This window comes from Pedobacter nanyangensis (assembly GCF_003313505.1).
GTDB lineage: Bacteria > Bacteroidota > Bacteroidia > Sphingobacteriales > Sphingobacteriaceae > Pedobacter > Pedobacter nanyangensis.
This window is the reverse complement of sequence record NZ_QMHO01000001.1, coordinates 192,815-216,498: the sequence shown is the minus strand read 5'-3', so window position 1 is coordinate 216,498 and position 23,684 is coordinate 192,815. Positions and strand designations below refer to the sequence as shown.

Here is a 23,684-nt window from a genome sequence, read left to right as displayed (position 1 = left end):
CACACAAAATTTATTACAGCCAATGTTTGTTATTGGATATATAATTCTGCTCCAGTATTGTCAGAATATCCGTTTCCTTATAGATAATCTTACCTCCAATCTGTATATATGGTAGGATATTATCATCACGGTATTGCTGTAAAGTCCGTTTGCTGATATGTAACAGTTTGCACAAATCTTCGCCCGACAGGTATATTTCTCCATTCATTACAGGACGGTAGTTTTTCAATATACTTTCGATACGGGTTCTTAGCTGCGTTATCATTTCCTTATGGGCAATGATTTCGTCATTATCATTCGTGAATAAATCCATTTTCAAGAGTATTGTACGGCTGTCCGGCTTCGAGTAAAGCCTGTACGTCCGAGCGTTTGTAATAATTCTTCCGGTTCAGTTTGGAATAAGGAAGTAAGCCTTTGTCCTTGTAGGTCTGCAAAGTCCGCTTGGTAATGTTCATCATCAGGCAAACTTCCTGGTTATCGAGCCATTTTTCCGCTTTGAAAATCGGCGTGTATTTTCTCGTGACTTTTTCGGTCATTTCCAAAAGTTCCCTTAGCTCATTCTTCATTCCGTCAAATGCGGATTTTTGTATTGCGATAACTTCCATAATCTGCTCAATTTTTCTGTGGAAGTCGAATTTATAAAGGCTTATTACAGGGGTGGGAAATATTGCAGGGTTTGGCTTTGAGAGGCAGTGTTTGGCGGTTTACACAATAAAAAAGGATAACCTTTCGAGCTATCCGATTTTTTCAATACCGTCATTACAATTATTATGTTCCTAAAATTTGCTGTAAACTTAGACTTTACTTTTTTCCGTACTTTCTGAAAGCGGCAATGAATTGGTAGATTAAAAATCCAACAAGGATTTTATTAAAATAGTCAATAGTCAGAGAAAAACCATTGAGTTCAGTTTTATTAACCAAAAAGTCTGACCTATGTGTTATGTCCAAAAATGAGAAGTAATAACCAACTAAATTCCAATCAACATCACTGCAATTAAAAATTCTTCCCAAGCTCCATAAATACAAAACGTAAAAGACAATTGAAATCGCTATTGTTGCAATAAACGGTTCTTTTATTGATAATCCGTGGTTGTTTGATAGGCTGTTAACTTTTAAGATTAGTCTATCCCAATATGGCAAATTCTCAATGTTTTTAAGGGCTTCGTTAGATATAGCTTGAAATTTTTGAGCTTCGTAGAAGTTTCCTGATGCTTCAAGTTGTTTTTTAAATTGAACAAAAATTTCATAGCGTGTCTTGAAATAATTATTATCCTTTTTATCTGGATAATGAATGTTTTCAATAGTCTGTATTTTGTCAAATCCCTTGTATGTGGTTGGAAAATCACAGGCAGTTAATGTAGTTTGCCCAAATTTATTTCTGTATAGAGATATAGTTGAATATCCATCAAATGATACGTTGTCAAACCAAACTTTATCAAGATTGGATTTATGTATCTCTAATTTGGTTTCTTCCGTTTCTTTTCTGAATGGTTTTATATCATAAAAATTACTGCCTAACTGTGCGGAAAAATTTCTGATATACCAACTATCTATTTTGCAATTTTCAACTAATACCTCTCCGGTTGAATATCCACTTATAGATAATGCTAATAGTTTAGCATTAATGACTTTTGTCAATTTATGTTCTTTATCCGCAGAATATTGAATATTTAAACTGACCTTGAAATTTTTCTTTTCTGCTTCGCTCAGAAAGTAGCCAATTTTATTTTCGATGTTATTAGAATGTGGTCTTTTGTAAAGTCCAATCTTATCGGTTGAATTTTCATTGAAATTGAATACTATTTCTTTGCAGTCATAAATGTAAAATGACTGTTTTTCCAAAAGTAAATTTTCAAGTGTAGCATTGACTGATTTAAGTAGCCTCTTCCACCTGACGGGATATATATTTTCTTCGGTAAATGAAACTACAGCTTTCTTTAAGTCAAGTAGAAATAATGAATTGTTCAAAAAGCAATTATTAACTGTTACACTTAATAAGTTGCTGTTTTTAATCCGTCCTTGTAGTATTGAACTTCCAAAGAAGATTGAAAGATTTGTTGTTATGATATTTTCAACCGTAATTTCTTCTATATAACAGCTAATAAACTGAATGCTTATATCTTTAAACTCAATTGTATCACTGTTCTCAATTTCTAATTTTTTAAAACGACAGTTAATGAAGCTAAATGTTATTCTTCCATCTTGAAATAACACATTTTCAAAGTCCGATGCTCTAATAACAATTTTGGTATCAGTTGGATAGTCCGTGTTCTCAATTAATGTATATGGTGTCAGGAAAATTGTGTTCATTTATTATTGTCGTTTTATTTGTTTACAGAAAATCAACCATCACTATCGTGGATTTTGTATTTCTGTGTTCGGGGATGATTTTTCCTTTTTTTCACGTGAATAGACCCACAATGACAATAGCCCGAATATAATCAGCGCATAAGCTACCCATTTGCCAACCTTTTCAATCAATTTAATGAAAACCGAACTTTCATAAGATGAAAAACCCTCTGCTCCCATAGGGCTGCGCCTGTAAAACTTTCTTCGGTTAATCCAGTAACGAAGTCCCAAGCCTGCAACCAAAAATATTATCCCTATAACCAATGATGCAACCATATCCTCACATTTTTAATTTCACAAGTATAAATTTAAGAAATATTGATGAGCCAGTAAAATGCTCCTAAGCATACGCTGTAAATAGAAAACGGCTTACCAATCAGATAAGCCGTTTTTATGAAATGACATACTACTTTTAATCGCTACTATTAAACTGAAAGCTCAATTGCTTTTCGTTCCCGGAGCTATCCGAAATCCAAACCTCAAAGGATTGTGATACGGCAGATGTTGACGTATAGTACAATCGAAACTGGTCTGTCGATAATGGGTATAAATCGTTCGGCAGGTATGGTGGTTCATCGTAGTATTTCAACGTTCCCTGTCCGTCAAACTGAAAGTAGCGGAGAAAATACTGCGTGTTGCTGTAATTCCCTTTACGCTGTATGGTAATGCGTATTTCTACTGTCTGTCCGTTGGCAACATCTTTGGGAACTGGCATCACGTTTACCTCAAAGGGAAAATCGTTCTGTATTTCGAGTTCATCGTCTTTGCTACAAGATACCAAAGAAACCGAAGCTGTGAGGATTGCCAGCATTACATATATCGAGCTTAATCCCATTCTGAATTTATTGAATATTGTTATCATTGTCTTTACGTTTTAAAAATTAAACCTTAGTCCCAAACCTGCCGACGGTCGGAACTGTTGTAAATCTGTACCCCAAAACACTTTTGTACGTCCTTGCAGGACAAGTACAAAACGGTCGGACAGGTACGTTTCAAAAGTGAGCCGTCCACCAGTTCCGTAGATAAAATTATCCTCGCTCAAAATTTTTGCACCGTCATACAACATCGTTTCGCCCCGGTTGATGGTTTCGTAACCGACTACGCCTGTTATTCCGAAGTTCAGCGTAATGTTCTTACGGGCATCGCCCAGCAGGAAGAAGCTGTAACCGCCTTCGGCAGTATAAGTTTCCTGCGGTATGCGCAGGGCTTTATAATCGTGGTACTGATGTGTGTATTCCAACGCCCAAAGCTGGTAGTTACCGTTTTTGCCGTTTACGGTCATTGCTACATTGATATAATAATCATTGCCAATCTTATCATCGGACAGCACTCCTGCATTTATTTCCAATCCTTTCTGTTTAGGCAACATTCTTTGTGCCTGTGTAACCGTGATGGCTATCAAGATGAGCATCACGGTATAGATATACTTTTTCATATAATTACTTTAAAAGGGTTATTAAAATTTCAGGTGCATATCGTTAATTAAACGAGCCTTGATTAAGTCTGAGTTTTCGATTTGCAGGGTTTGATGTCTGCCACCGCTCTTCTCGAAAATTTCAATCAGCAGTACCTTGTCATCTGCAATGGTAAATTGGTCTAACAGGAACACGTTTTGCTCGGTCGTTTTTCCGCCAATCTCATCCAATGGTTTGTAAGTCCTAAGCGGTATCATCGGGCGTTCCTGCACTACGGTACGTTTGGCTACCTTTTTATCCACCACTTTGAAATTCACAAAATCAATCTGAAACGGCACATTGGTACGGTTTCTCAATTCCGTATGGAAATAGTATTTGCCGTTGTGGATGTAAATGCCTTTGAGAATAAACTGAATGCCGAAACTCTTAGCCCTGATATGCTTTACAATGCGTTTGTCCTTTTTGTAAATGGTTTCCAATAACAAGCCTGCCAGCGATGGCGAATTGTTGCCCAATTCCTCAAAAAGCACATCGTTACCGTTGGCTTTATCCACCGCCTTTTGCATTGTCAGCAGGTCATAGCTCAATGCTTCGGGATAGGAACTGTAATACACATTGAAACTGTAAAAACGTCCGTCATTCGTGATAACGGAAAAATTGGTTTCCGCTTCAAAATCCCTTACCGTTGCTTTTACACGCAACACGTTTTCCGCATCTTCAGCTTTACCAGCAATCAGGTATTCGCTTCCCAAATCCACATAACGGATAGCGGTTGGAAAAATCAGGTGTGAAGTCTTATCGTAGGTAACTTCCATTTTATACGGTTCTATCTTGCCCAACGCAAGCGGAGTTCTGATGCTGTCCTGTGCATAAGATTGTACGGCAAAGCCGAGTATCAGGGCAAAAGCCCAAAAGGTTTTTAAATGATTTTTCATTGTTTTATTTATTTGAGTTCAACATTATTTTTTAGATACAAGAAAGACCTGATGTCCCGCTTTCAGCGTAACCTTTGGGGTTCTTACCTTTTTAGCGAAATAGCCCGAAATTCCCTGTACCATTCCTTTGCTTAAATCTGCGACAACCTGTTGTCCGGCATTCTGTGTGAGCATTACGCTCGTTCCACCTGTCTGGCTCATATTGCCTGCCATTTCGGTAAGGGCATTCATTTCGGGAGAATACGGAACGTACAAGCCTTGCTGCCCGTCTAAATCGTAAATGGTTATATCTACCGGGATGATACTGCCCTCCAGTTCTATCGAGGTAATCTTTAATTGTAGCCTGCCATTCTGAAATTTGGCATTAGCAGTTACAACCGTTCCTTTTGGAATAGTACGTTGTGGCGTTTGGGCAGGCTCTAATAATCGTAAACGCACACCCGTTTCGCCAATAACCGTTTGAGCATCGTGTACGCAGGCTTTAATACTGTTTTTAGGTTGTACCACCTGCTCCACAGAACCGGCGGTATAAAAGCCACGGTTCTTTGTTTCGCTCCAATCGGCTAAAAAAGCACTGTCCGTAGGCTCCCGATACAGGGCTGATACGGTGTTCTTTCTTGCAGGCGTAAACGATACAAAATGCTCCTTTTGATTAGCACCCGCTGCACCAACAGCACCCGGAACAGCACCATTAGCAGGGGCGGCAGTTCCGGTATTAGCATTCTGCGGAAGATATTTTGCCGCCATTTCATAGGACTTCTCCATTAGTTTAAGTTGGTCATCTACGGTGGCAACAGGTGGCACATCTTTTTCAGCGAGCTTCTCTTTCATTTCGTCCAGTTGCCTGCGGAGTTCCATTGTTTCCGAATTATTATCCTGATAGAATGAACCCAATGTGCTTTGCATATTTCGGTAGCTGTTCAACCCAGGATTGCCGTTGCTTCCAACATTTCTGCCACCTCCGCCAAAGCCGTTGCTGTCCTCATCTTCAGGAAACTGCTCATCGGTCGGTTCTTCCTTATCTTCCGTATTCCAGTAATCGGAAAGCGTTGCAAGCGCATTGCGTTTTTCCTGCTCTTTGCGTTCGAGCATTTCCTGCTCATACGCTTTGCCTTTGTCGGCAGGCATTCCTGCTCCGGTAGCCTGTGGTACGGCATCGTTTAGCCCCACATTTTCGATTGCCTTTTTATCTTCGGACGGTTTAAATATGAGGTACATACAACCCACGAAGACAATCGTCATTAAGCCGAAGATTAAAGGCTTTTTGAGCTTTTCCTTATTATTCTGTGTACCGTTTTGAAGCACATCAACGGTTTCTTTCGGGCTTCCCCCGGTTACCCGAACAACCGATTTTTTGTTCTCATTTTCTTTCATAAATCCTATTTTTTAAAATTGTTGATACTGTGTCCCGTAATCTTGCAGGACTTTCATTCTTTTTAAGAATAGGGTTCTCGATATGCCTGATGTTGATAGCATCATTGGGCTTACCCGTATCGTACATTACTTTGCCGATAACCCCTGCGGTCAGCAAGAGATAACCCACAAAAAAGTACAGGGTATATTGGTGCTGTTTGCGCACTGGCAATGCCTGCCAACGTTCGTCGAGCTTATCAAAATACCTATCCATATTTGCTCTTAATTTTTTCATACCGTTTTCTGTTTTAGAGCTTGAAACGCTTAGGACTTTTCCCTGCCTTTTGTTTCGGTGCATCGTTGACCAATGCCACCGCTTCCGCCGCTTTGGGTGCGGATATTACAGACAGGTTTGCCAGTTCTGATTTTTTGAGCAATTGCCCAAATTGGTCTTTTCTTGCCACCTCCATTCTGTTGAGAGAAAATTTGCCGTTCAGGTGTTTTACCCACATACTACATTGCACACTTGGCTTGTCTTCGCCCGACCATTGCAGGTAGCCTGTCAGCAACAAATCCTGTTTAGGTAAAGTGTCTGCACCTTTTTGGCAGCTTTCGAGGTAATCGCTGATGCTGTCTTTCAGCTTTCCGGCATACGCACCCTGCGTATGGAAATAACCATTGTATCCTTTGTCTGTAAGGATTTTTGCGAACGTGTTTAAATCTGATAATGCTTCCATAAGATTGTTTTTTTTAGCGTTCAATAACTTCTATATCCCTGTTTTCAACCACCGCAAACTTTTCAATGTTGAAGCCTTGCGGATTGTTGTCGGAACGAACAGAGTTTACGAGATAGCAGGAAGTAATCAGGTTACGCCTGGTCACGTTGCTCGAACGGATAATGAACTGTTTGGCGTAGGTACGTACCGCATAAGGATAGGTGTCGAAGTTGCACACGACACTATCGACCTCTATGCGTTGCTGTACATTCCCCGAAATAATCCTGCTGTAATAACCCTTTTCCGACAGGTCTTTGTAATAATCAAAAGCTGATTTATCGGCAAGGTTGAACGCCCTGCTCATATTGCTTTCGATAGCGTTCTTGTCGGGAGCAAGCGTAAAAAAGAGTTCGTGAAAACGCCTGACGTGTTCCCTTGCTTCCACAGGTCGGTTGATACTTGCATCTTGTGATAAGGCAAGCATTAAAGATTTGCCGTTATCCAATACATAGATTTTTTGGCGTTGTTCTTCTGCAAAGCGGTAGGACTGCCATACGGCATATCCTACCACGCCAATGCAGAGAACCGCAAACACAATGGCATATAATCTTATTTGCCTAAAGCTGTTTTCGATATTTCTTAGCGTTTTAAATTCCATTTTTTAGAATGATTAATTGTTTATTTATTCATCAGTTTACCGCCGATGTTTCCAACTGTGGAACCTGCACCTGCACCTGCGATGTTTCCTGTTTTCATTGCAGCTTGGTTTACGTTGCGGGTAAAGTTTCCTGCGCCTCCGGCTTGGATTACCCAACCTGTTACTGTCGGAATTGTAAAGTACCCGATGATGCCGATAATCATAAAAATGATATACACCGTATTGCTTGTATCAGGTATATAGGTCGGGTCGGCAAGCATTGCTATATCCCTTTCCAGTATGAGGGATTGTATTCTTGCCAGCATCGAGCTGAACAAATCTGAAACAGGAAGCCAGAGATATACGCTGACATACCTCGTGATCCACTGTGTGAGCGTGGACTGAAATCCGTCCCACACGGAAATAGCAAAAGCTATTGGTCCGAGTATGGAAAGGACTATGAGGAAAAACGTCCGTATAGTGTCAATAACCAAAGCCGCCGCCTGAAAGAGTATTTCCAGTAAATTGCGAAACCAATCCTTTATGGCTTTCTCTATCTTGTAGGCTTGCCTGTCCATATACATTCCCGCCATTGTACCAACGTCTGATGGCGACCATCCTAATTCATCCAGCTTTTTATCAAACTCTTCGTCTGATACCATATAGGCGGTTTCGGGATTTCGTACCATTGCTTCATATTCCAACTGGTCTTTCTGCTGTTGCAGCTTGTTCAGGTCAAGCACCTGGTCTTCAAGTATAGCGTGTGTTCCTGTAACCACAGGACTTAGTACCGCATTGATGGTTCCCAAAACAATAGTTGGGAAGAACATAATACAAAGCCCCAAAGCGAACGGGCGCAGCAAAGGGAAGACATCAATAGGTTCGGCACGGCTTAAAGCCTGCCAAACCTTTAATGCCACATAGAACAACGCTCCCAATCCCGCCAATCCCTTAGCCACCGCTGCCATATCGCCTGCAAGCGGCATCATATCGTCATAAAGCGAACGCAGGAGTTCGTGAAGATTATCCCATTCCATTTTTACCAGTATTTTTGGTTAGCAGTTCCGTAGAGTTCAAGCACTCTTTTGGCATCGTTTTTCTTTTTCGCTCTCAGGTAGCTTACAGAAATGTTTTTATTGGTGTAGTAGCGTACAAGGCTATGATAATCTTTTACTTCTTTGTACACACGGTCGATGATGTCCATACGCTCTTTGTCGTTTAGCGAAAGGCTTGAAGAGGTTATAATCTGCTTCAATTCTTTTAGCAGTTCGGTACTTTCATTGAGCAGTGCCGAATAACCATTGCCGATAGCGACCAATTCCTGTGGTGTAAAATTTGGGTCGTTCATCATCTTGCCAAAATTCTGCACGTATATTTCGGACACATCGCCTACTAACAGCACGGTTTGTTGCACTTTTCGGGCATCTTTCACAAGGTTGTTGATAGCTTTCAGCTTGTCGTAATATTCTTTACCCTGGTCGTACACTTTCTTCACTTCGTTGAAGTTCTTAACCACATTGCTCACGGTGGAAGAAGTCTGTATGATTTCGTTCGCACTGTTGATAATCCCTGAAGCCAGATTTGCAGGGTCAGTTACTACAAATTGGGCTTTCGCTGACGGTGCTACGGCGAGCATTAGTGCCGTACACACCAGATACAATACTTTTTTCATTGTTCTTGAATTTTAAAATGTTAATGACTATTGATTTGCTTTGTCCCGCCTTTGCATTGCGATATGCTTAATGGCGAGTTCTACGTTACCGTCCAATTCAGAAGCTAATTGCATCACTTCCATTTTTTCGGTTTCTTCGGTGGTGTATGCGAGGTATTCCTCCAAACTAACTTCGGTGGCATAGACTGCCGAGTGCGTACCACCTAAGCCAATCCAAACCTCTTTGTACAGTCGGCTTGCATCGTTATTCATATTGATAGAAAGTACCTGCCCTTTCTCTTTGTCCGTAAGCCCCAACATTGCCTGTATGTCATCGAATTTGTTCATATACTTGCGCTGGTCTAAGAGGATTTTGCAATCGGAGTTGTTGATGATACTTTCTTTCACAATGGGCGACTGGATAATATCATCGACCTCTTGCGTTACGACAATCGCTTCTCCGAAGAATTTGCGGACGGTCTTAAAGAGATACTTGATGTATTCTGCCATTCCTTCTTTTGCAATCGCTTTCCACGCTTCTTCAATCAGGATGAGTTTGCGGATACCTTTGAGCCTCCGCATCTTGTTGATGAAGACCTCCATAATGATAATTGTGACTATGGGAAAGAGGATTTTGTGGTCTTTAATCGCATCAATTTCAAACACGATAAAGCGTTTGGAAAGCAGGTCTAATTGCTTGTTGGAGTTCAACAGGTAATCATATTCGCCACCCTTGTAGTAGGGTTCGAGAACATTCAGGAAGTTGGCAATGTCAAAGTCTTTTTCCCTTACCTGCTTTTCCTCCAACACCTTGCGGTAATCGCCTTTTACATACTCATAAAAGCCGTTGAATGACGGGTAAACATCTTCCTGTTTGATGCGTTCGATATAGCCACTTACTGCATTGGAGAGAGCAACCTCTTCCGAGCGGGTGGGCGGTTCATCATCACGTTTCCATAAGGTCAGTATCAAAGTCTTGATACTTTCACGCTTTTCAATATCGAACACGCCATCATCTGTATAGAAAGGGTTAAAGGCAATGGGATTGTCTTCTGTATAAGTGAAGTAAACGCCGTCTTCGCCTTTGGTTTTCCCTTTGATGAGTTCGCATAAACCCTGATAGGAATTACCCGTATCTACCAACAGGACGTGTGCGCCCTGTTCGTAGTATTGCCTTACCATATGATTTGTGAAGAACGATTTTCCCGAACCTGATGGCCCCAAAATGAATTTGTTGCGGTTCGTGATAATCCCACGCTTCATCGGCAAATCCGAAATATCCAAATGGATAGGCTTTCCGGTCAGGCGGTCAGCCATTTTGATACCGAACGGCGAGGGCGAATTGTGATAGTTAGTTTCTTCCGTGAAGAAGCACAAGGCAGGCTCGATAAAAGTGTAAAAACTTTCCTCACTCGGAAAATCGCCTGCATTGCCCGGCATTCCTGCCCAATACAATGTGGCTACATCCGTAGTGTTGTGGCGTGGTTTGCATTCCATCAGTGCCAACGCACTACCGCAATCATTCTTTAGCTGTTTCAGTTCTGCCGGATCTTCCGACCACGCCATAATGTTGAAGTGTGCACGGATGGAGGATAGCCCGAAGCTGTGGGCTTCGTTCAGATACTTTTCTATCCATTCTTTGTTGATTTGGTTGGCACGGCTGTACCTTGCCAGTGAGTGCATATTCCTTGCGGATTTTTCAAACTTTTGCAGGTTGTCTTCGCTATTATCCAAAAACAAATACTGATTGTAAATGTGATTGCAGCTTAACAGCAAACCCACAGGTGCGGCGAATGACAGACGGCAGTCGCTACGGTCGGTAGATAGCTTTTCAAAACGGGTATCTGCCGATACCGTTCCGGGCAGGTCGTCCGTGTCCGAAAGCGTGTGCAGGCTTAACCTTTTGTTCCCGATACGGACTTCTTCTGTTCCGAGTGCGATGTCCTGCATCGGTGTTCCCGCATCCCTCGATAGCGTAAGGTATTGTTCCAGCAACCCCTGCTTTTCTTCCGTTCCGATGATTTCATCTTCGGTAAGGCGTTGCAGGGTTATAAAACCGCTATCGTTTACGATACGTTCAAACTGTGCCACCGCTTCCATAAAGCGATGTATCGTTTCCTTGTTCCTAATTTCCTTTGGTATCAGTGAACCTTTACAAAGCGATGAAAAATTACTTTGCATACGCATACGCTCTTTGGTTGTCTTGGTTAAAAAGAGGTAGCAATAATGGTTCAGGAACGGTCGCTCATTAAAATGGCGTTGGTAGGATTTTGCCAAAAAACTTTGATTGTCTTCTGCCAAATCGGGCGCATAGCTTTCTTTGATATACCAATCCTGTTTGTGAATGACCGTAAAATCCGGCAAGGTCTTAATAGCCTTATGCCAGGCGGAATGAATGGCTTCATATTCCGCAGAGGCTACGGTAAACAGTTCCGGCAAACGCACTTCAAAACAGGCGGTAATGTCTGCATCTTTGGAAAGAATGCAGTTGTTTTCTACTGCCAGCAAAGGAAACTTGCTTTCCAATGTGGTGGTCTTTGCTACATTTCTCATACGGCATTCGATTTAGGAGTGAATTTTAAATAGCGGTGTACTGCCTTGCGACAAATGATATGGCGGGGATGCCTTTTATTAGCCGCTATCTTCATTAATCCGTGTTCGCCGTACTTCCTATTCAGCGAAAAGGTCTGCCACACAATCAGCGAAGCACCGCCTGCTCCGAGAAACAGGCAGATGTAAGAGTTTACGCCTGCCATATACAGTATCATCACGAAGATGAGCGTACCGAGTAATCCGCCAGCGAAGATGAACAGGTATTGCGCTTTCAAACCTTTAAATTCCACCGTTCTTCCGATGCCTTTGTTTATGTTGTAATTGTTCATAAAGCAAAGGATTAAAGGAAGAATGAACGCAGGATGGTAGCTGCCACGATTAAGAAGATACACGCACCGAACCAGCTTGCCGCAGTTTTGCTCGTATCGGGGTCGCCCGAACTGAATTTGTTGTACACCTTAACACCTCCGATTAGCCCGACCACCGCACCGATGGCGTAGATTAATTGGGTTGCGGGGTCGAAATAAGACGTTACCATTTGGGTAGCCTCGTTGATACCTGCCGAACCGTTACCCTGTGCGAACACACCAATTCCTGACAGCATAGCCACGGCTGCCAGCAATACTTTTTTTCTCTGTTTTTTCATAATTGAAACACATTAATTTGTTACTGTTATCCCGCACCTTGCGGTCTTTCGGGATAAAGGTGTTTCAGAAAATGAGGCGGTCTAACAAAGTGGCAGTCAAAGGAAGTGTTTGGCTGTGAGTGGCTTTGTAACAGATATTTGAGCATAAAAAAACGCCAAACTTTTTACTGTATGGCGTTTACTGACCGGGCTGTTTATTTTACATTTTTCGTCCTTTTGGTTTGCTTTTCTTTGATTGGGTTGGCTGTTGTTTTTCGACAGTCTTTTGTTGGTTCTTTTCAGTTTTCAGATTGCTTCTTATCAAACCAACAAGAAAGGTTTTCTCCCACGGTATTTGCTTCGCTTCAAACTGCAATTGCAAGCCCTGCTTTGCCAGTCCGTGTGTCAATTCAAATCCATAATGTCTGTTCCATCCAATCCTGTCAAGCAATCTTTCAGAGGGAAAACTCACAGCGATTAAATCTTTGGGAAGCTCTTTTATATTCCGATAGTCAGGCTCCTGAAATTCGTGTGTCTTCGGATTGTATGGAATGGTATAGGTTCTTTTATCTTCATCATAATAGTTTTCTATATCCGAGAACACAATCCCTTTAGACAGAAAATCATCTTTAGGTCGTAGCATATCCATACGGATATCCACATCAAAAGTATGACCTGCAATATCTATGGTAGGTAGCATTCCTTTGTTTACACGCAAGTCGTAGGCTTCCTGATTAATTTCATTTTCCATATTTCCTTGTTTTTAAAAATGACAAAGGGAAGTCTATAAAAACTCCCCAATGTCAAAATCACTCAAATCACTTTTCCGCAAAGTGGAAGAACTGTCTTCCGTTTCAGATGAAAGGGTACTATCCAAAAGCTCGGCAATTTTTAGGGAGGCACCCTCGATGGAATTTTCCAATAAGCTGAATAATTCAGTCCCCTGTAATCTTTGAACTATATCTACCGCTGTTTCCTTTTGTGATTGTTCCAAATTCTCTTTTTGGAGCAATGCACCTACGGAGCTTAGTTCTTCAAAGGTAACCCCTTGGGCAAGACTGTTATCGCCACCAAATATTCCGTACCTGTTCCATTCTTCTTCCTCTTCCTCCAAATCAGGCATATTTCTGAAAACTTCGTCCAGCTCTTCCTGCGGAATTTGAATACCTACGTTTTCATTTTCGTCGTATTCAATGTCTAAATTATCAGGGTTTATCTCTTGTTCCTCAATTTGGCTTTCATTGGCAGCGTTTGGCAGGGAAAGGCTTCTTACAGGCTTGGGCTGACCCATAATATCGGGCAGGTTCGGATTAACCTTTTCCTGCATTGGCTTATGCTCCGACCTTTTCTTAATGACAATCTTATCCTGCACCAGCAGGGCAATGACTATGAGCAGGCATATCACAATTACTGTTTCCATAGCTTATAAAATGGGTTTAAAATGGTCGTTGAAATAATCTGTAATATCTTCCCCGAACTCCTTGAAGTGGTGTTCAAGAATATTGTCAATGTATGAGTAGAGCGTTGTTTTTTCCTCCCTTGTTACTTGTACAATACGGAGCAATCTTTCGTGGTATTCAGGGCGTATGTAAACCACCTTGCCGTTACGCCCCGATGGAAACCGATTGGCTAAAAACCGGGCACTATATTGTGCGGTGCTTTTAGGTTGTGTCTTTTTCTTAAATAAATTTTTCATAATCAAATACTTTATAGAATAGGTTTATTATTCTTGTTATAATCTTCGAGAATTTCTTCGGAATGCAACTCAAAATGGTGCTTTAAGATATTATCCAAATAGGCGTACAATGGGATTTCTCCCGCACCGATAATCTTCACTATCCGGGTAAGCCTTTCGTGGTATTCGGGACGGACATAAATAGATTTATCGCCTCTTCCTTTCAGTGTGTTCCTTTTAAGGAATTTAGAAGAATACGATTTGTTTGTCTTCTTTGCTCTGGTCGCTTTATTGCTCTTTTCCATATCTCCAATTATTAAATGGGTTTATACTTGTCGTTATAGCTCTTGGTAATCTGTTCGCCAAATTCCTGAAAATGGTAGTCCAGCAGATTGTCCAGATAAGCGTATATACTAATCTTATCTTCGCCAATCACCTGAATAATGCGTGTCAGCTTTTCATGAAATTCCGGTCGTATATAGACCGTTTTTCCGTCACGGGCATTGGTGTCGGTTTTTTTGAAAAAGATATTTTCGTAATCGGTTTCAGCGTTTCGCCTTGTTCTGTTCTTTTCTCTAACCGTGACTTTGTTTCGGTCAGCCTGTTGTTTTGTTTCCTCAACTTCACTTTCCTTTTTGGGTTCTTTTACGGGCTCAGGAGGTAGTTTTATGCCATCCTTTTTGATACCATCCACCATAAGGCTCATCATAAGTTCTTCGTTTATATCGGGAGTAACCCTTTTCTTGTTTCCTTTTTCCATAGGGCTTATAATTGAATGATTTTTAAAAATTCGTTCATAAACAGGTTTAACTGACAGGTTTTCATCAACCGTTTGTCGGGAGGCAATAGCGTGGAGCGGAAAACGGTTTTGCTGTTCACTTCGCTTTCTTTACGAAAGCGTGTACTGCTCTTGATTTGGCTCTGCATCAGGCTTAATCCTAATTGGCGGATAAGGCTGTTATATACCTCATATAATGGTGTACTTTCCCTGCCGTCCACTTGGTTCCAAAACAGGTTAATTGTTTTAATGGAAGTTTCACCTTGTTTCATAATCACGTCCTTTAAAAGTTGTGTAAAAACAAGCGTACTTTCCATTACCACACGGTCTGCCGTGATGGGAGTAAAAATGTGGTGCATTCCTGCCAACGCTTTAAGAATGCCGGGTGTGTTCACGGTTCCGGGTAAATCGAAGAATATAACATCAATCGGAACAGGAGAAGCGTTTACATATTCCTGGGCTTTTTCTAATACACTATCAGCCCCGTGCTGTATAATCTCATACGCCTTTTTGTTTATGGTCATAAATTGATTATACGCCTGTTTCTTCAGGGCTTCGTTTCCCATTACCATTTTAAGGTCACGTTCTTTCATTTTCATCAGGCTGTGCTGTGGAAAATCCGTATCAAATACGGCTACATTATAACCTAAACGATAATGCAGGGTACTTGCAGCAAGTGTGGTGAATGTACTTTTGCCGACACCGCCTTTTTGAGAAGAAAAGGCGATAAATACTGTTTTGTGTTTTGTACTCATATCTCTATTTATTTAATTATTTATATACTCCATTACCTATTATGCGTAAATGCTTATGTCCGCAGATAGACACCTCTGTATTTAAGTATGTTGCTATGCACCGATTTATTTACGTACGTAATTATTTACCCATAGACCAACCTATCTATGTACTTGAATACACGCCTACATCGGTAGGCAGATAAGTAGATTTGTACAAGCAGACCTACTTACCTGAATACTTGCACTTGTGCATACAGAACAACATAACCAGGTATCTGAACAGGTACTTTTCTATGTACCTGTTTGCTTGATTACTTACTTCGGTAGTTAGGTACTTATGTTGTTACCTACATAACTATCTATACACTTACTTCCTTTTGTTGGTACAAATAAAAAGAGATAAACAAAGGAGTTTATTAATGTGGCAGTGTTTGGCGTTCAAAGGCAGTGTTTGGCACTGCTATACAGCACAATGCTTTCGTAAACAGGGCTTTACTTTGTACAATAATTTTTATTAACGGATTTATGCAAAAGACTTTTGACAAATCGGAGGGTAACGGGAACGGCATCGAGCCGTTTTTCCCTGTTACATTTAATCCGGTTCCGCCTTTTTTGGCGGACGGATTTTTGTGTTCAACAGAACACGGCAAGTTGTGTTTTGAGGCACTCGAAACCGAGTTTAGTGCCTCAAAACAACTTGCCCTTGCAGGGAGCAGAAAAAGACCTCCGAAGTCGGCTTTTCGTATGAATTAAAAATGGATTTGTGATGAACGAGAACAACAAACAGAAACAGCATAAGGGCGGTCGTAAGCCAAAGCTCAATCCCAGCACCCACCGCCACGTTTTCCGTTTGACAGACGAGGAAAACGCTAAATTATTATCGCTTTTTGAAGCATCGGGAATGCCCAATAAGGCAAAATTTATCATTTCGCAACTATTCGGAAATGAAATGAAGTCGGTTCAGATTGACAAAGGAACAGTTGATTACTATATGCGATTGACCTCGTTTCACAGTCAGTTCCGCTCCATAGGTGTGAATTATAACCAGATCGTAAAGCTGTTGTACCGCAATTTTTCGGAGAAAAAAGCTGCCGCTTTCCTTTACAAATTAGAAAAACAGACATTGGAAATGGTCATTTTATGCCAAAAAATTATGGAGTTGACCGAAGAATTTGAAGCAAAATATCTGAAAAACAGCATAAACAATGATCGCAAAAATCGGAAGAAGCAGTAATTTATATGGTGCATTGTCATACAATAACCTCAAAGTGGAAAAGGAAAATGGGCAAATTCTCCTTGCCCATAAGATAATTGAGACACCAAACGGAGAATATACCGTAGCACAGTTGACCCAATCTTTTGAACCCTACTTAATCGCAAATCGCAATACGGAATATCATACCCTGCATATCTCGCTCAATCCCGACCCAAAGGATAAGGTAAGCGATGACAAGTTCAGGGAAATTGCGGAACAGTATATGCGTGAAATGGGGTACGGCGAACAGCCTTTTGTGGTATTCAAACACACAGATATTGACCGTAGCCATATCCATATCGTATCGGTATGCGTGGACGAAAACGGTGTAAAGATTTCGGACAAATTCGAGAAAATGCGATCAATGAAAGTGTGCCGTGAACTCGAAAAGCAACACCATTTAGTACCCGCAACAAACAAAGAGCATCAGCAAAATGATAAGGTGTTTCGTCCGGTGGATTATCGGGCTGGCGATGTAAAAAGCCAGATCGCTTCGGTTGTCCGACACCTGCCCAATTACTATCAATATCAAACTTTGGGAGAGTATAATGCCTTGCTATCCCTCTTCCATATTACTACGGAGAAAGTGGAGGGCGAATTGCAGGGAAAAATGAAACAGGGGTTATTGTACATCCCGTTGAATGAAAAGGGAGAAAGAGCCGGGCATCCGTTCAAGGCTTCCCTGTTCGGAAAAAACGCAGGGTTACCCGCTTTGGAATTGCATTTTGCGAAATGCAAATTGGCATTGAAAGACCATCCCACCAAACAGACACTCAAAGCCGCCATTAACATTGCCCTAAAAACAACGGTTGATGAATCGAAATTTAAAAAAAAACTTAGCCGAGCAGGGCATTCAGGTAATGGTACGGCGTAATGATGTAGGACGGATCTACGGTATTACATTCATCGATCACAATTCCAAAACGGTCTGGAATGGTTCTCGCTTGGGTAAGGAGCTTTCTGCCAATACATTTAATGACTACTGGAACAACAACATCAGACCGGAAATAAAAGAACATGATGAACCACAGGCAAAGATATCCCATTTAAAGGATGAGGATCTACCCACGGAAGAACCGCATCATTTGTTCGACTTTCTGGATACTAAGGAAAAACATGAAGACGGTTTAATCGAAGCCTTTGGCGGTTTGCTTATTCCTGAAGCCCAGGGCGAGGATCATGAGGAACAACAGTTTGCTAATAGAATGAAGAAAAGAAAAAAAAGGAGAATGCAATAACTCATACACCACAATATAAATATGGATAATACCAAGACCTCCATTTTATAAGAGGTCATTTATACCGCTATCGCTCACTCTGGGGATTGGATTTAAAAAGAGTAATATCCAAAAAACCGTTTAAACTGATATATTACGATTGAACAGCAGATATCCGCTATTCAGCTTCTTTTACTGCGATACACTTTACTGCCCAAACTAATTTTGCCAAGAATATGTAATGATTGCAAATGTTGGAAAAAAAGGGATGAGGAAGTGCATCACAAGAAGAAATAACAATGAAGAGTAAAATTATTGGTGCGGGTAATTATGTACCTTCACAAACGATTACCAACCTGTTTTTTGATAAACATCATTTCCTTGACGAAAACGGACTGGCTCTAACACATGACAACGCAACAATTATCAATAAGCTGAAAGAAATTACAGGCATTGAAGAAAGGCGTTATGCTACAAAAGAACAGGTAGCTTCTGACCTGGGCTTTTTCGCTGCGAAATCCGCAATTAAGGACTCGGGGATTGATCCTGAAACTTTGGATTACATCATTTTTGCCCATAATTTTGGCGATGTGCGTTTCGGAACGGTGCAGTCCGATATGGTTCCGAGCCTCGCTTCGAGGGTCAAGCATCTTTTGAAGATAAAAAACAATTTTTGTGTTGCTTACGATATAGTGTTCGGATGCCCAGGGTGGATTGAGGGAATGATACAAGCTAATGCTTTTATTAAATCGGGTATTGCTAAACGATGCCTGATTATCGGAGCAGAAACCCTTTCCCGAGTAGTAGATATCCATGACAGGGATAGCATGATTTATGCAGACGGAGCAGGTGCTGCCATATTGGAAATCAGCAATGATGAATCGGGAATCCAATCGCACATATCGGGTTCGTTTACCTCAGAAGAAAAAGACTATCTGCACTTTGGTAAATCGTACTCTAATGAGAGTTGTCCTGATATACGATACATCAAGATGAACGGCAGAAAAATCTATGAATTTGCCATTTTGCGTGTTCCTATTGCTATGAAAGAATGCCTTGATAGCAGCGGATTTTCCATTAACCAATTGGATAAAATCATTATTCATCAGGCTAATAAAAAAATGGACGAAGCTATTCTTAAACGGTTTTACAGGTTATACGATGCAGCAGTTCCCAAAGACATAATGCCTATGGTTATTCAGAAGCTCGGAAACAGCAGTGTAGCAACAATTCCCTCTCTACTTGCGATGATTAAAAGAGGAGAGTTACCTGAACATTCTATTAAAAAAGGAGATATAGTTTTGTTTGCTTCGGTAGGTGCGGGAATGAATATCAATGCGTTTGTTTATAAGGCATAAAATAAACAGAACTCAGGATAATAATTTCGATTGATTGTAAACTGTACTATTCAGCCAAACACCGCCACGCACCGCCATTGAGTGCCATATTCTTATAGACACGCTATACAGCCTATAAATTCACGCCCGAACATTTAAAATTTTTCAAATGCAGGGAGAAGACGATTTAAGAGGCTTAGCCAAGATAATGGCTTTTATGCGGGCAGTAAGTATCCTTTTGGTACTGATGCACCTTTATTGGTTTTGCTACACTTTCTTTTTAGAACGTGGCTGGACATTAGAAATCATCAATAAGATATTAGGGAATTTCAACCGGACGGCAGGACTTTTTGAACATACGTTATATACCAAAGTGTTCGCTTTGGTATTGTTGGCTTTAAGCTGTCTGGGAACAAAAGGCGTAAAAAATGAAAAAATAACATGGTCTAAAATTTATGTGGCGTTGGGTATTGGATTTGTGTTATTCTTTCTCAATACGCCACTCTTAAAGCTGTCGCCAGTTGCCGGAACATTCCTTTATATCCTTACGATGGCGGGCGGTTATATTGCCTTATTGATGGCGGGTGTGTGGATGCACCGTTTACTCAACAACAACCTGATGGACGACGTTTTCAATAATGAAAATGAGAGTTTTCAGCAGGAAACCAAGCTGATGGAAAACGAATATTCTGTCAATCTTCCCACGAAGTTCTATTACAAAGGCAAGTGGAACAACGGCTGGATTAACATTGTGAATCCCTTTCGGGCAACGATCGTGTTAGGAACTCCGGGTTCCGGTAAATCGTATGCAATCGTAAACAACTACATCAAGCAACAGATTGAGAAAGGGTTCTCCATGTACATCTATGACTTCAAATTCGATGACCTTTCTACCATTGCCTACAACCACTTATTGAAGAACAGGGATAAGTACAAAGTACAGCCCAAATTTTATGTGATAAATTTTGACGACCCACGCAAGAGCCACCGTTGCAATCCGCTTAATCCCGGCTTTATGACGGACATATCCGATGCCTACGAAGCGGCATATACGATCATGCTAAACCTTAACAGGTCGTGGATACAGAAGCAAGGGGATTTTTTCGTCGAGTCGCCAATTATATTGTTGGCAGCCATTATCTGGTTTCTTAAAATCTACGAAAATGGTAAGTTCTGTACCTTTCCCCATGCTATTGAGTTGCTGAATAAGAAATACGCTGATGTATTTACCATTCTGACCTCTTATCCCGAATTGGAAAATTATTTGTCGCCCTTCATGGATGCCTGGCAAGGCGGAGCACAAGATCAATTACAAGGTCAGATTGCTTCTGCCAAAATCCCTTTGTCGAGAATGATTTCGCCACAACTCTATTGGGTTATGACAGGCGACGATTTTTCTTTAGACATCAACAACCCAAAAGAGCCTAAAATTTTGTGTGTCGGAAACAACCCCGATAGACAAAATATTTACTCAGCAGCTTTGGGTTTATATAACTCCCGAATTGTAAAATTAATCAATAAAAAAGGACAGCTTAAAAGCTCGGTTATCATAGACGAATTGCCCACAATTTATTTCAGGGGACTTGACCAACTCATCGCAACTGCGAGAAGTAATTTCGTATCTGTATGCCTTGGTTTTCAAGATTTTAGTCAATTAATACGTGATTATGGCGACAAAGAAAGTAAGGTAATTCAGAACACAGTTGGTAATATTTTTAGCGGTCAGGTCGTAGGCGAAACAGCGAAAAATTTATCAGAACGTTTCGGAAAAGTTTTACAAAAACGGCAGAGTATGACGATTAATCGTAATGATAAATCTACTTCCATTTCAACCCAATTAGACAGCCTTATTCCGGCTTCAAAAATCAGTACCCTTACACAAGGTATGTTCGTGGGTGCTGTTTCCGATAACTTCGACGAACGTATAGAGCAAAAAATATTTCATGCGGAAATCGTGGTTGATAATGAAAAGGTTGCTACCGAAACCAAAGCGTATCAGAAGATACCCGAAATTTTATCCTTTGTCGATGAAAACGGAGTAGATAATATGAAACGGGATATTGATAACAATTACCGTCAGATAAAATTAGACATTGTTCATATCGTGGAGAGTGAAATGGAACGCATCAAGAATGACCCTGATCTACAACATTTGGTACAACAATAGCCAAGACTTATGCTAAGAGATGATTGAAAAAAATATAAATTCTGCCACACGAATGACGATCCAAACACTTTACATCAACCAATTTCCCGGTTTAGATGAGTATAGAACAGTTCATAAGTCAATTTACCCTATTCAATTATTTTTTTTGACTATTGGTATCTTTGATTGGATAATTTTGTAAACAGAATCAACTGTATGAAAAATAGCAATATGCGGTTGCTATCTGATTGAAAAAAAAGGCAGATAAAATGGAAGTAGTAATAAAAAATCTCAGAGATAAGGATTTCGATATGGCAAGAAAGTTTGCTGTCGAAGGCATGCACTTATCATGGTACGCAACCAACAAGTTAGAACTCTATATCTACAGCAAATATTTCTGGTACTTGGAAATTACCAAAGCAACACGGGCATACGGAGCCTATATGGATAATAAATTGGTGGGCGTACTCTTAGCAGACATAAAGGGTAAACCAAAAATTTTTACCTCCTTTTATTACAGAGCCTTTGTCAAAACTATTTCTTTTTTTATCAATCTCTTTTACTGGAAAGCATCCAGTATATATGACGATACCAATGTAGAGATGCTCAATGAACTGAAAAGGACAAACGAAATTGACGGTGAACTGAATTTTTTCGCTGTTGACCCTACCATCAAGGGCAAGGGGATCGGAACACTCCTGCTTGACCGATTGGAAAAGGATGAAAAAGATAAAATGATCTACCTGTATACCGATTCCGGATCTACCTACCAGTTTTACGAAAGGCGGGGTTTCACTATGTCGGGTAAACGGGATATCACGATGGAGATACACGGAAAAGAGGTCGCATTGACCTGTTATATATTCAGTAAACGATTTTAAAAGCCTTGAAAAATTCAAGGCTTTTTTATTGGTAGGGGCTTATATACCTACGCTACATGGTTTCGTACCGGGCTTTTTACTACCTGTAAAAAACAATGCTTAATTTTCTTTTATCGGCTTGCTCCCAAGCAAAAAATAACTCACCAAATTCCTATATCATAGGTAGTTGCTACTACTGACTTTCAAACTGTGTCCAACCAAATTCTCAGCAAACGACTTAAACGGATATAACACAATTGAACGGTGAATATTTACCGTTCGGTTTCTTTTTCAAGCATACGCTTTAATGCCCAGGCTACCTTTGGCAAAAAAATAAGTGATCATGCGTAATAAAATATTTTTAATTGTCGGTGTTTTACTGGTCGTTGGGCTGGTATGGTTCAAACTTTCAAGCAACCAAAAAAAGGTGGATAAAGAGATTCGTGCAGAACAGGAAGCAGTTCCGTTCGCAATAGAAGCTATTGCTGTTACCGAAGAGCAGTTTGACGATTCTTTTTCTTATCCCGGACAACTGGAAACCACAGGGATGGTAAATTTAGTTGCGGAAACGGATGGTAAGGTTGTAAAACTAAACATCCAGAACGGTAGTAAGGTCAGTAAAGGTCAGGTCATCGCTGTCCTTGAAAACCCAATGAAACAGCCATCCCATCAGATACACCAGATCGAGTACGAAAAAGCAAAGGTAGACTATCAGCGGTATGCCGAATTACATAAACAGAACAATGCGACAGGCGTAGAACTGGAAACTGCCCGACACGCCTTGAACATGGCAGAAAAGCAACTGAAAATCTCCCAGTCTGAACTTAGCCGTACAACGGTCATTGCTCCGATCAGTGGCGTTATTGCTACCAAATCCGCAAGTGTAGGTGACTACCTGTCACCCGGAAGCCCTGTCGCTGTTATTATTCCTTTAAACCAGCTTGAAGTACGTTTTCAGGTTCCCGAAAAGGAAATTTCCAAGATCAAACAGGGCAAACCAGTTCGTTTTACCGTAGACGCCTATCCGACACACCATTTTGAGGGTGTGGTTTCAGCGATCATTCCCAACGCTAATCAGGCGAAAACATTTCCTGTACTTGCCAAGGTGAACAACAACCAGCACGGCATCACATTGATGGGCGGAATGACGGTGAATGTGGATATGGACGCATCGGAAAAAATTTCTACACTGGTTATCCCACGCACGGCGGTAAGAGGTGATTTCAATGCCCCTTATGTCTGGTTGGTCGGTGAAGGCAAAAAAGCCGTTCGCCGTCCGTTCCAAAAAGGCAGGGAACTGGAAGATTATATCGAAGTCATATCCGGTCTGAAGCCCGGTGATATCGTGGTGACCAAAGGACAGTCCAATATTACCGAAGGAATAGACCTTACATCGGTAAAGATTACTGAAAGCAAAGCAGATATCAACTAATAAACCCAAAAGA

Annotated in this window: 26 protein-coding genes and 1 pseudogene; 6 read left to right on the top strand and 21 right to left on the bottom strand. The window is 40.9% G+C overall.

What is annotated here, in order from left to right:
* Window positions 1–13: 13 nt before the first annotated feature.
* The 21 genes from DUT71_RS00970 to DUT71_RS00865 all read right to left on the bottom strand — a co-directional run bounded on the left by DUT71_RS00970 (window position 14) and on the right by DUT71_RS00865 (window position 15,442).
* Window positions 14–313: a helix-turn-helix domain-containing protein gene (locus DUT71_RS00970; RefSeq protein WP_113660658.1), complete on the bottom strand. Its 300-nt coding sequence runs from the start codon at window positions 311–313 to the stop codon at window positions 14–16.
* A complete protein-coding gene (locus DUT71_RS00965; protein WP_113660657.1) occupies window positions 294–605 on the bottom strand; it encodes a helix-turn-helix domain-containing protein in 312 nt (103 codons plus the stop codon). The genes DUT71_RS00970 and DUT71_RS00965 overlap by 20 nt, the downstream gene beginning before the upstream one ends.
* Before the next feature lie 196 nt (window positions 606–801).
* Window positions 802–2,310: a hypothetical protein gene (locus DUT71_RS00960; RefSeq protein WP_113660656.1), complete on the bottom strand. Its 1,509-nt coding sequence runs from the start codon at window positions 2,308–2,310 to the stop codon at window positions 802–804.
* Between the two features lie 451 nt (window positions 2,311–2,761).
* The gene (locus DUT71_RS00950) at window positions 2,762–3,211 is read right to left on the bottom strand and encodes a DUF3872 domain-containing protein (protein WP_113660654.1); all 450 of its coding nucleotides are present in this window, start codon (window positions 3,209–3,211) and stop codon (window positions 2,762–2,764) included.
* A 12-nt stretch (window positions 3,212–3,223) separates the two neighbouring features.
* Window positions 3,224–3,784 (bottom strand): conjugal transfer protein TraO, encoded by a 561-nt coding sequence (locus DUT71_RS00945; RefSeq protein WP_113660653.1) that lies wholly within the window; start codon window positions 3,782–3,784, stop codon window positions 3,224–3,226.
* Between the two features lie 21 nt (window positions 3,785–3,805).
* Window positions 3,806–4,699, bottom strand: a complete 894-nt coding sequence (gene traN / locus DUT71_RS00940; RefSeq protein WP_113660652.1) for a conjugative transposon protein TraN — start codon at window positions 4,697–4,699, stop codon at window positions 3,806–3,808.
* A gap of 24 nt (window positions 4,700–4,723) precedes the next feature.
* Entirely contained in the window at window positions 4,724–6,073 is a 1,350-nt protein-coding gene (traM, locus tag DUT71_RS00935) for a conjugative transposon protein TraM (RefSeq protein WP_113660651.1), read from the bottom strand.
* A complete protein-coding gene (locus tag DUT71_RS00930) occupies window positions 6,060–6,347 on the bottom strand; it encodes a nitrogen regulatory IIA protein (RefSeq protein WP_113660650.1) in 288 nt (95 codons plus the stop codon). Before DUT71_RS00930 ends, traM begins: the two co-directional genes overlap by 14 nt.
* Before the next feature lie 13 nt (window positions 6,348–6,360).
* Window positions 6,361–6,789 carry a hypothetical protein gene (locus DUT71_RS00925; RefSeq protein ID WP_113661069.1) on the bottom strand — a complete coding sequence of 143 codons (429 nt, stop codon included), beginning with the start codon at window positions 6,787–6,789 and terminating at the stop codon, window positions 6,361–6,363.
* A gap of 13 nt (window positions 6,790–6,802) precedes the next feature.
* Entirely contained in the window at window positions 6,803–7,426 is a 624-nt protein-coding gene (traK, locus tag DUT71_RS00920; RefSeq protein ID WP_034867764.1) for a conjugative transposon protein TraK, read from the bottom strand.
* A gap of 20 nt (window positions 7,427–7,446) precedes the next feature.
* On the bottom strand, window positions 7,447–8,442 hold the full coding sequence (gene traJ, locus DUT71_RS00915; RefSeq protein ID WP_050378374.1) for a conjugative transposon protein TraJ: 996 nt from the start codon (window positions 8,440–8,442) through the stop codon (window positions 7,447–7,449).
* 2 nt (window positions 8,443–8,444) lie between these two features.
* Window positions 8,445–9,077 carry a DUF4141 domain-containing protein gene (locus DUT71_RS00910; RefSeq protein ID WP_050378373.1) on the bottom strand — a complete coding sequence of 211 codons (633 nt, stop codon included), beginning with the start codon at window positions 9,075–9,077 and terminating at the stop codon, window positions 8,445–8,447.
* Between the two features lie 27 nt (window positions 9,078–9,104).
* Window positions 9,105–11,609, bottom strand: a complete 2,505-nt coding sequence (locus DUT71_RS00905) for a TraG family conjugative transposon ATPase (protein WP_113660649.1) — start codon at window positions 11,607–11,609, stop codon at window positions 9,105–9,107.
* Window positions 11,606–11,938 carry a DUF4133 domain-containing protein gene (locus DUT71_RS00900; protein ID WP_113660648.1) on the bottom strand — a complete coding sequence of 111 codons (333 nt, stop codon included), beginning with the start codon at window positions 11,936–11,938 and terminating at the stop codon, window positions 11,606–11,608. Before DUT71_RS00900 ends, DUT71_RS00905 begins: the two co-directional genes overlap by 4 nt.
* Window positions 11,939–11,949: 11 nt before the next feature.
* Window positions 11,950–12,255, bottom strand: a complete 306-nt coding sequence (locus DUT71_RS00895; protein WP_113660647.1) for a DUF4134 domain-containing protein — start codon at window positions 12,253–12,255, stop codon at window positions 11,950–11,952.
* A gap of 199 nt (window positions 12,256–12,454) precedes the next feature.
* Complete coding sequence (locus DUT71_RS00890) at window positions 12,455–12,985, bottom strand: hypothetical protein (RefSeq protein ID WP_113660646.1); 531 nt, start codon at window positions 12,983–12,985, stop codon at window positions 12,455–12,457.
* A 33-nt stretch (window positions 12,986–13,018) separates the two neighbouring features.
* On the bottom strand, window positions 13,019–13,654 hold the full coding sequence (locus DUT71_RS00885; protein ID WP_113660645.1) for a conjugal transfer protein TraD: 636 nt from the start codon (window positions 13,652–13,654) through the stop codon (window positions 13,019–13,021).
* 3 nt (window positions 13,655–13,657) lie between these two features.
* Window positions 13,658–13,930: a DUF3408 domain-containing protein gene (locus DUT71_RS00880; protein ID WP_113660644.1), complete on the bottom strand. Its 273-nt coding sequence runs from the start codon at window positions 13,928–13,930 to the stop codon at window positions 13,658–13,660.
* A gap of 11 nt (window positions 13,931–13,941) precedes the next feature.
* On the bottom strand, window positions 13,942–14,214 hold the full coding sequence (locus DUT71_RS00875) for a DUF3408 domain-containing protein (protein WP_052114627.1): 273 nt from the start codon (window positions 14,212–14,214) through the stop codon (window positions 13,942–13,944).
* Window positions 14,215–14,225: 11 nt separating this feature from the next.
* Window positions 14,226–14,669, bottom strand: a complete 444-nt coding sequence (locus DUT71_RS00870) for a DUF3408 domain-containing protein (protein WP_034867772.1) — start codon at window positions 14,667–14,669, stop codon at window positions 14,226–14,228.
* Between the two features lie 5 nt (window positions 14,670–14,674).
* Complete coding sequence (locus DUT71_RS00865) at window positions 14,675–15,442, bottom strand: ParA family protein (RefSeq protein WP_113660643.1); 768 nt, start codon at window positions 15,440–15,442, stop codon at window positions 14,675–14,677.
* Window positions 15,443–16,190: 748 nt separating this feature from the next.
* Between DUT71_RS00865 and mobA the strand changes: the two genes are divergently transcribed.
* The 6 genes and pseudogenes from mobA to DUT71_RS00830 all read left to right on the top strand — a co-directional run bounded on the left by mobA (window position 16,191) and on the right by DUT71_RS00830 (window position 23,671).
* Window positions 16,191–16,658 carry a conjugal transfer protein MobA gene (gene mobA / locus DUT71_RS00855; RefSeq protein ID WP_072997294.1) on the top strand — a complete coding sequence of 156 codons (468 nt, stop codon included), beginning with the start codon at window positions 16,191–16,193 and terminating at the stop codon, window positions 16,656–16,658.
* Window positions 16,630–17,917 (top strand): annotated as a pseudogene (mobB, locus tag DUT71_RS00850) (conjugal transfer protein MobB). Before mobA ends, mobB begins: the two are co-directional and overlap by 29 nt.
* Before the next feature lie 278 nt (window positions 17,918–18,195).
* A complete protein-coding gene (locus tag DUT71_RS00845) occupies window positions 18,196–19,254 on the top strand; it encodes a 3-oxoacyl-ACP synthase III family protein (RefSeq protein ID WP_072997296.1) in 1,059 nt (352 codons plus the stop codon).
* A 148-nt stretch (window positions 19,255–19,402) separates the two neighbouring features.
* Entirely contained in the window at window positions 19,403–21,400 is a 1,998-nt protein-coding gene (mobC, locus tag DUT71_RS00840) for a conjugal transfer protein MobC (RefSeq protein ID WP_072997297.1), read from the top strand.
* Window positions 21,401–21,648: 248 nt separating this feature from the next.
* Window positions 21,649–22,260, top strand: a complete 612-nt coding sequence (locus tag DUT71_RS00835; RefSeq protein ID WP_072997298.1) for a GNAT family N-acetyltransferase — start codon at window positions 21,649–21,651, stop codon at window positions 22,258–22,260.
* A gap of 322 nt (window positions 22,261–22,582) precedes the next feature.
* Window positions 22,583–23,671, top strand: a complete 1,089-nt coding sequence (locus DUT71_RS00830; protein ID WP_072997299.1) for an efflux RND transporter periplasmic adaptor subunit — start codon at window positions 22,583–22,585, stop codon at window positions 23,669–23,671.
* Window positions 23,672–23,684: the final 13 nt, after the last annotated feature.

Excerpts from the sequence above, each read along its gene's own strand:
- DUT71_RS00845 (WP_072997296.1), top strand. The coding sequence starts at position 18,196 with ATGAAGAGTAAAATTATTGGTGCGGGTAATTATGTACCTTCACAAACG.
- DUT71_RS00950 (WP_113660654.1), bottom strand. The coding sequence starts at position 3,211 with ATGATAACAATATTCAATAAATTCAGAATGGGATTAAGCTCGATATAT.
- traN (WP_113660652.1), bottom strand. The coding sequence starts at position 4,699 with ATGAAAAATCATTTAAAAACCTTTTGGGCTTTTGCCCTGATACTCGGC.
- DUT71_RS00895 (WP_113660647.1), bottom strand. The coding sequence starts at position 12,255 with ATGAAAAAACAGAGAAAAAAAGTATTGCTGGCAGCCGTGGCTATGCTG.
- DUT71_RS00885 (WP_113660645.1), bottom strand. The coding sequence starts at position 13,654 with ATGGAAACAGTAATTGTGATATGCCTGCTCATAGTCATTGCCCTGCTG.
- DUT71_RS00910 (WP_050378373.1), bottom strand. The coding sequence starts at position 9,077 with ATGAAAAAAGTATTGTATCTGGTGTGTACGGCACTAATGCTCGCCGTA.
- DUT71_RS00925 (WP_113661069.1), bottom strand. The coding sequence starts at position 6,789 with ATGGAAGCATTATCAGATTTAAACACGTTCGCAAAAATCCTTACAGAC.
- DUT71_RS00970 (WP_113660658.1), bottom strand. The coding sequence starts at position 313 with ATGGATTTATTCACGAATGATAATGACGAAATCATTGCCCATAAGGAA.
- DUT71_RS00930 (WP_113660650.1), bottom strand. The coding sequence starts at position 6,347 with ATGAAAAAATTAAGAGCAAATATGGATAGGTATTTTGATAAGCTCGAC.
- DUT71_RS00900 (WP_113660648.1), bottom strand. The coding sequence starts at position 11,938 with ATGAACAATTACAACATAAACAAAGGCATCGGAAGAACGGTGGAATTT.
- DUT71_RS00870 (WP_034867772.1), bottom strand. The coding sequence starts at position 14,669 with ATGGAAAAAGGAAACAAGAAAAGGGTTACTCCCGATATAAACGAAGAA.
- DUT71_RS00830 (WP_072997299.1), top strand. The coding sequence starts at position 22,583 with ATGCGTAATAAAATATTTTTAATTGTCGGTGTTTTACTGGTCGTTGGG.
- mobA (WP_072997294.1), top strand. The coding sequence starts at position 16,191 with ATGAACGAGAACAACAAACAGAAACAGCATAAGGGCGGTCGTAAGCCA.
- DUT71_RS00880 (WP_113660644.1), bottom strand. The coding sequence starts at position 13,930 with ATGAAAAATTTATTTAAGAAAAAGACACAACCTAAAAGCACCGCACAA.
- traK (WP_034867764.1), bottom strand. The coding sequence starts at position 7,426 with ATGGAATTTAAAACGCTAAGAAATATCGAAAACAGCTTTAGGCAAATA.
- DUT71_RS00960 (WP_113660656.1), bottom strand. The coding sequence starts at position 2,310 with ATGAACACAATTTTCCTGACACCATATACATTAATTGAGAACACGGAC.
- DUT71_RS00905 (WP_113660649.1), bottom strand. The coding sequence starts at position 11,609 with ATGAGAAATGTAGCAAAGACCACCACATTGGAAAGCAAGTTTCCTTTG.
- DUT71_RS00890 (WP_113660646.1), bottom strand. The coding sequence starts at position 12,985 with ATGGAAAATGAAATTAATCAGGAAGCCTACGACTTGCGTGTAAACAAA.
- DUT71_RS00865 (WP_113660643.1), bottom strand. The coding sequence starts at position 15,442 with ATGAGTACAAAACACAAAACAGTATTTATCGCCTTTTCTTCTCAAAAA.
- mobC (WP_072997297.1), top strand. The coding sequence starts at position 19,403 with ATGCAGGGAGAAGACGATTTAAGAGGCTTAGCCAAGATAATGGCTTTT.
- DUT71_RS00875 (WP_052114627.1), bottom strand. The coding sequence starts at position 14,214 with ATGGAAAAGAGCAATAAAGCGACCAGAGCAAAGAAGACAAACAAATCG.
- DUT71_RS00965 (WP_113660657.1), bottom strand. The coding sequence starts at position 605 with ATGGAAGTTATCGCAATACAAAAATCCGCATTTGACGGAATGAAGAAT.
- traM (WP_113660651.1), bottom strand. The coding sequence starts at position 6,073 with ATGAAAGAAAATGAGAACAAAAAATCGGTTGTTCGGGTAACCGGGGGA.
- DUT71_RS00835 (WP_072997298.1), top strand. The coding sequence starts at position 21,649 with ATGGAAGTAGTAATAAAAAATCTCAGAGATAAGGATTTCGATATGGCA.
- DUT71_RS00945 (WP_113660653.1), bottom strand. The coding sequence starts at position 3,784 with ATGAAAAAGTATATCTATACCGTGATGCTCATCTTGATAGCCATCACG.
- traJ (WP_050378374.1), bottom strand. The coding sequence starts at position 8,442 with ATGGAATGGGATAATCTTCACGAACTCCTGCGTTCGCTTTATGACGAT.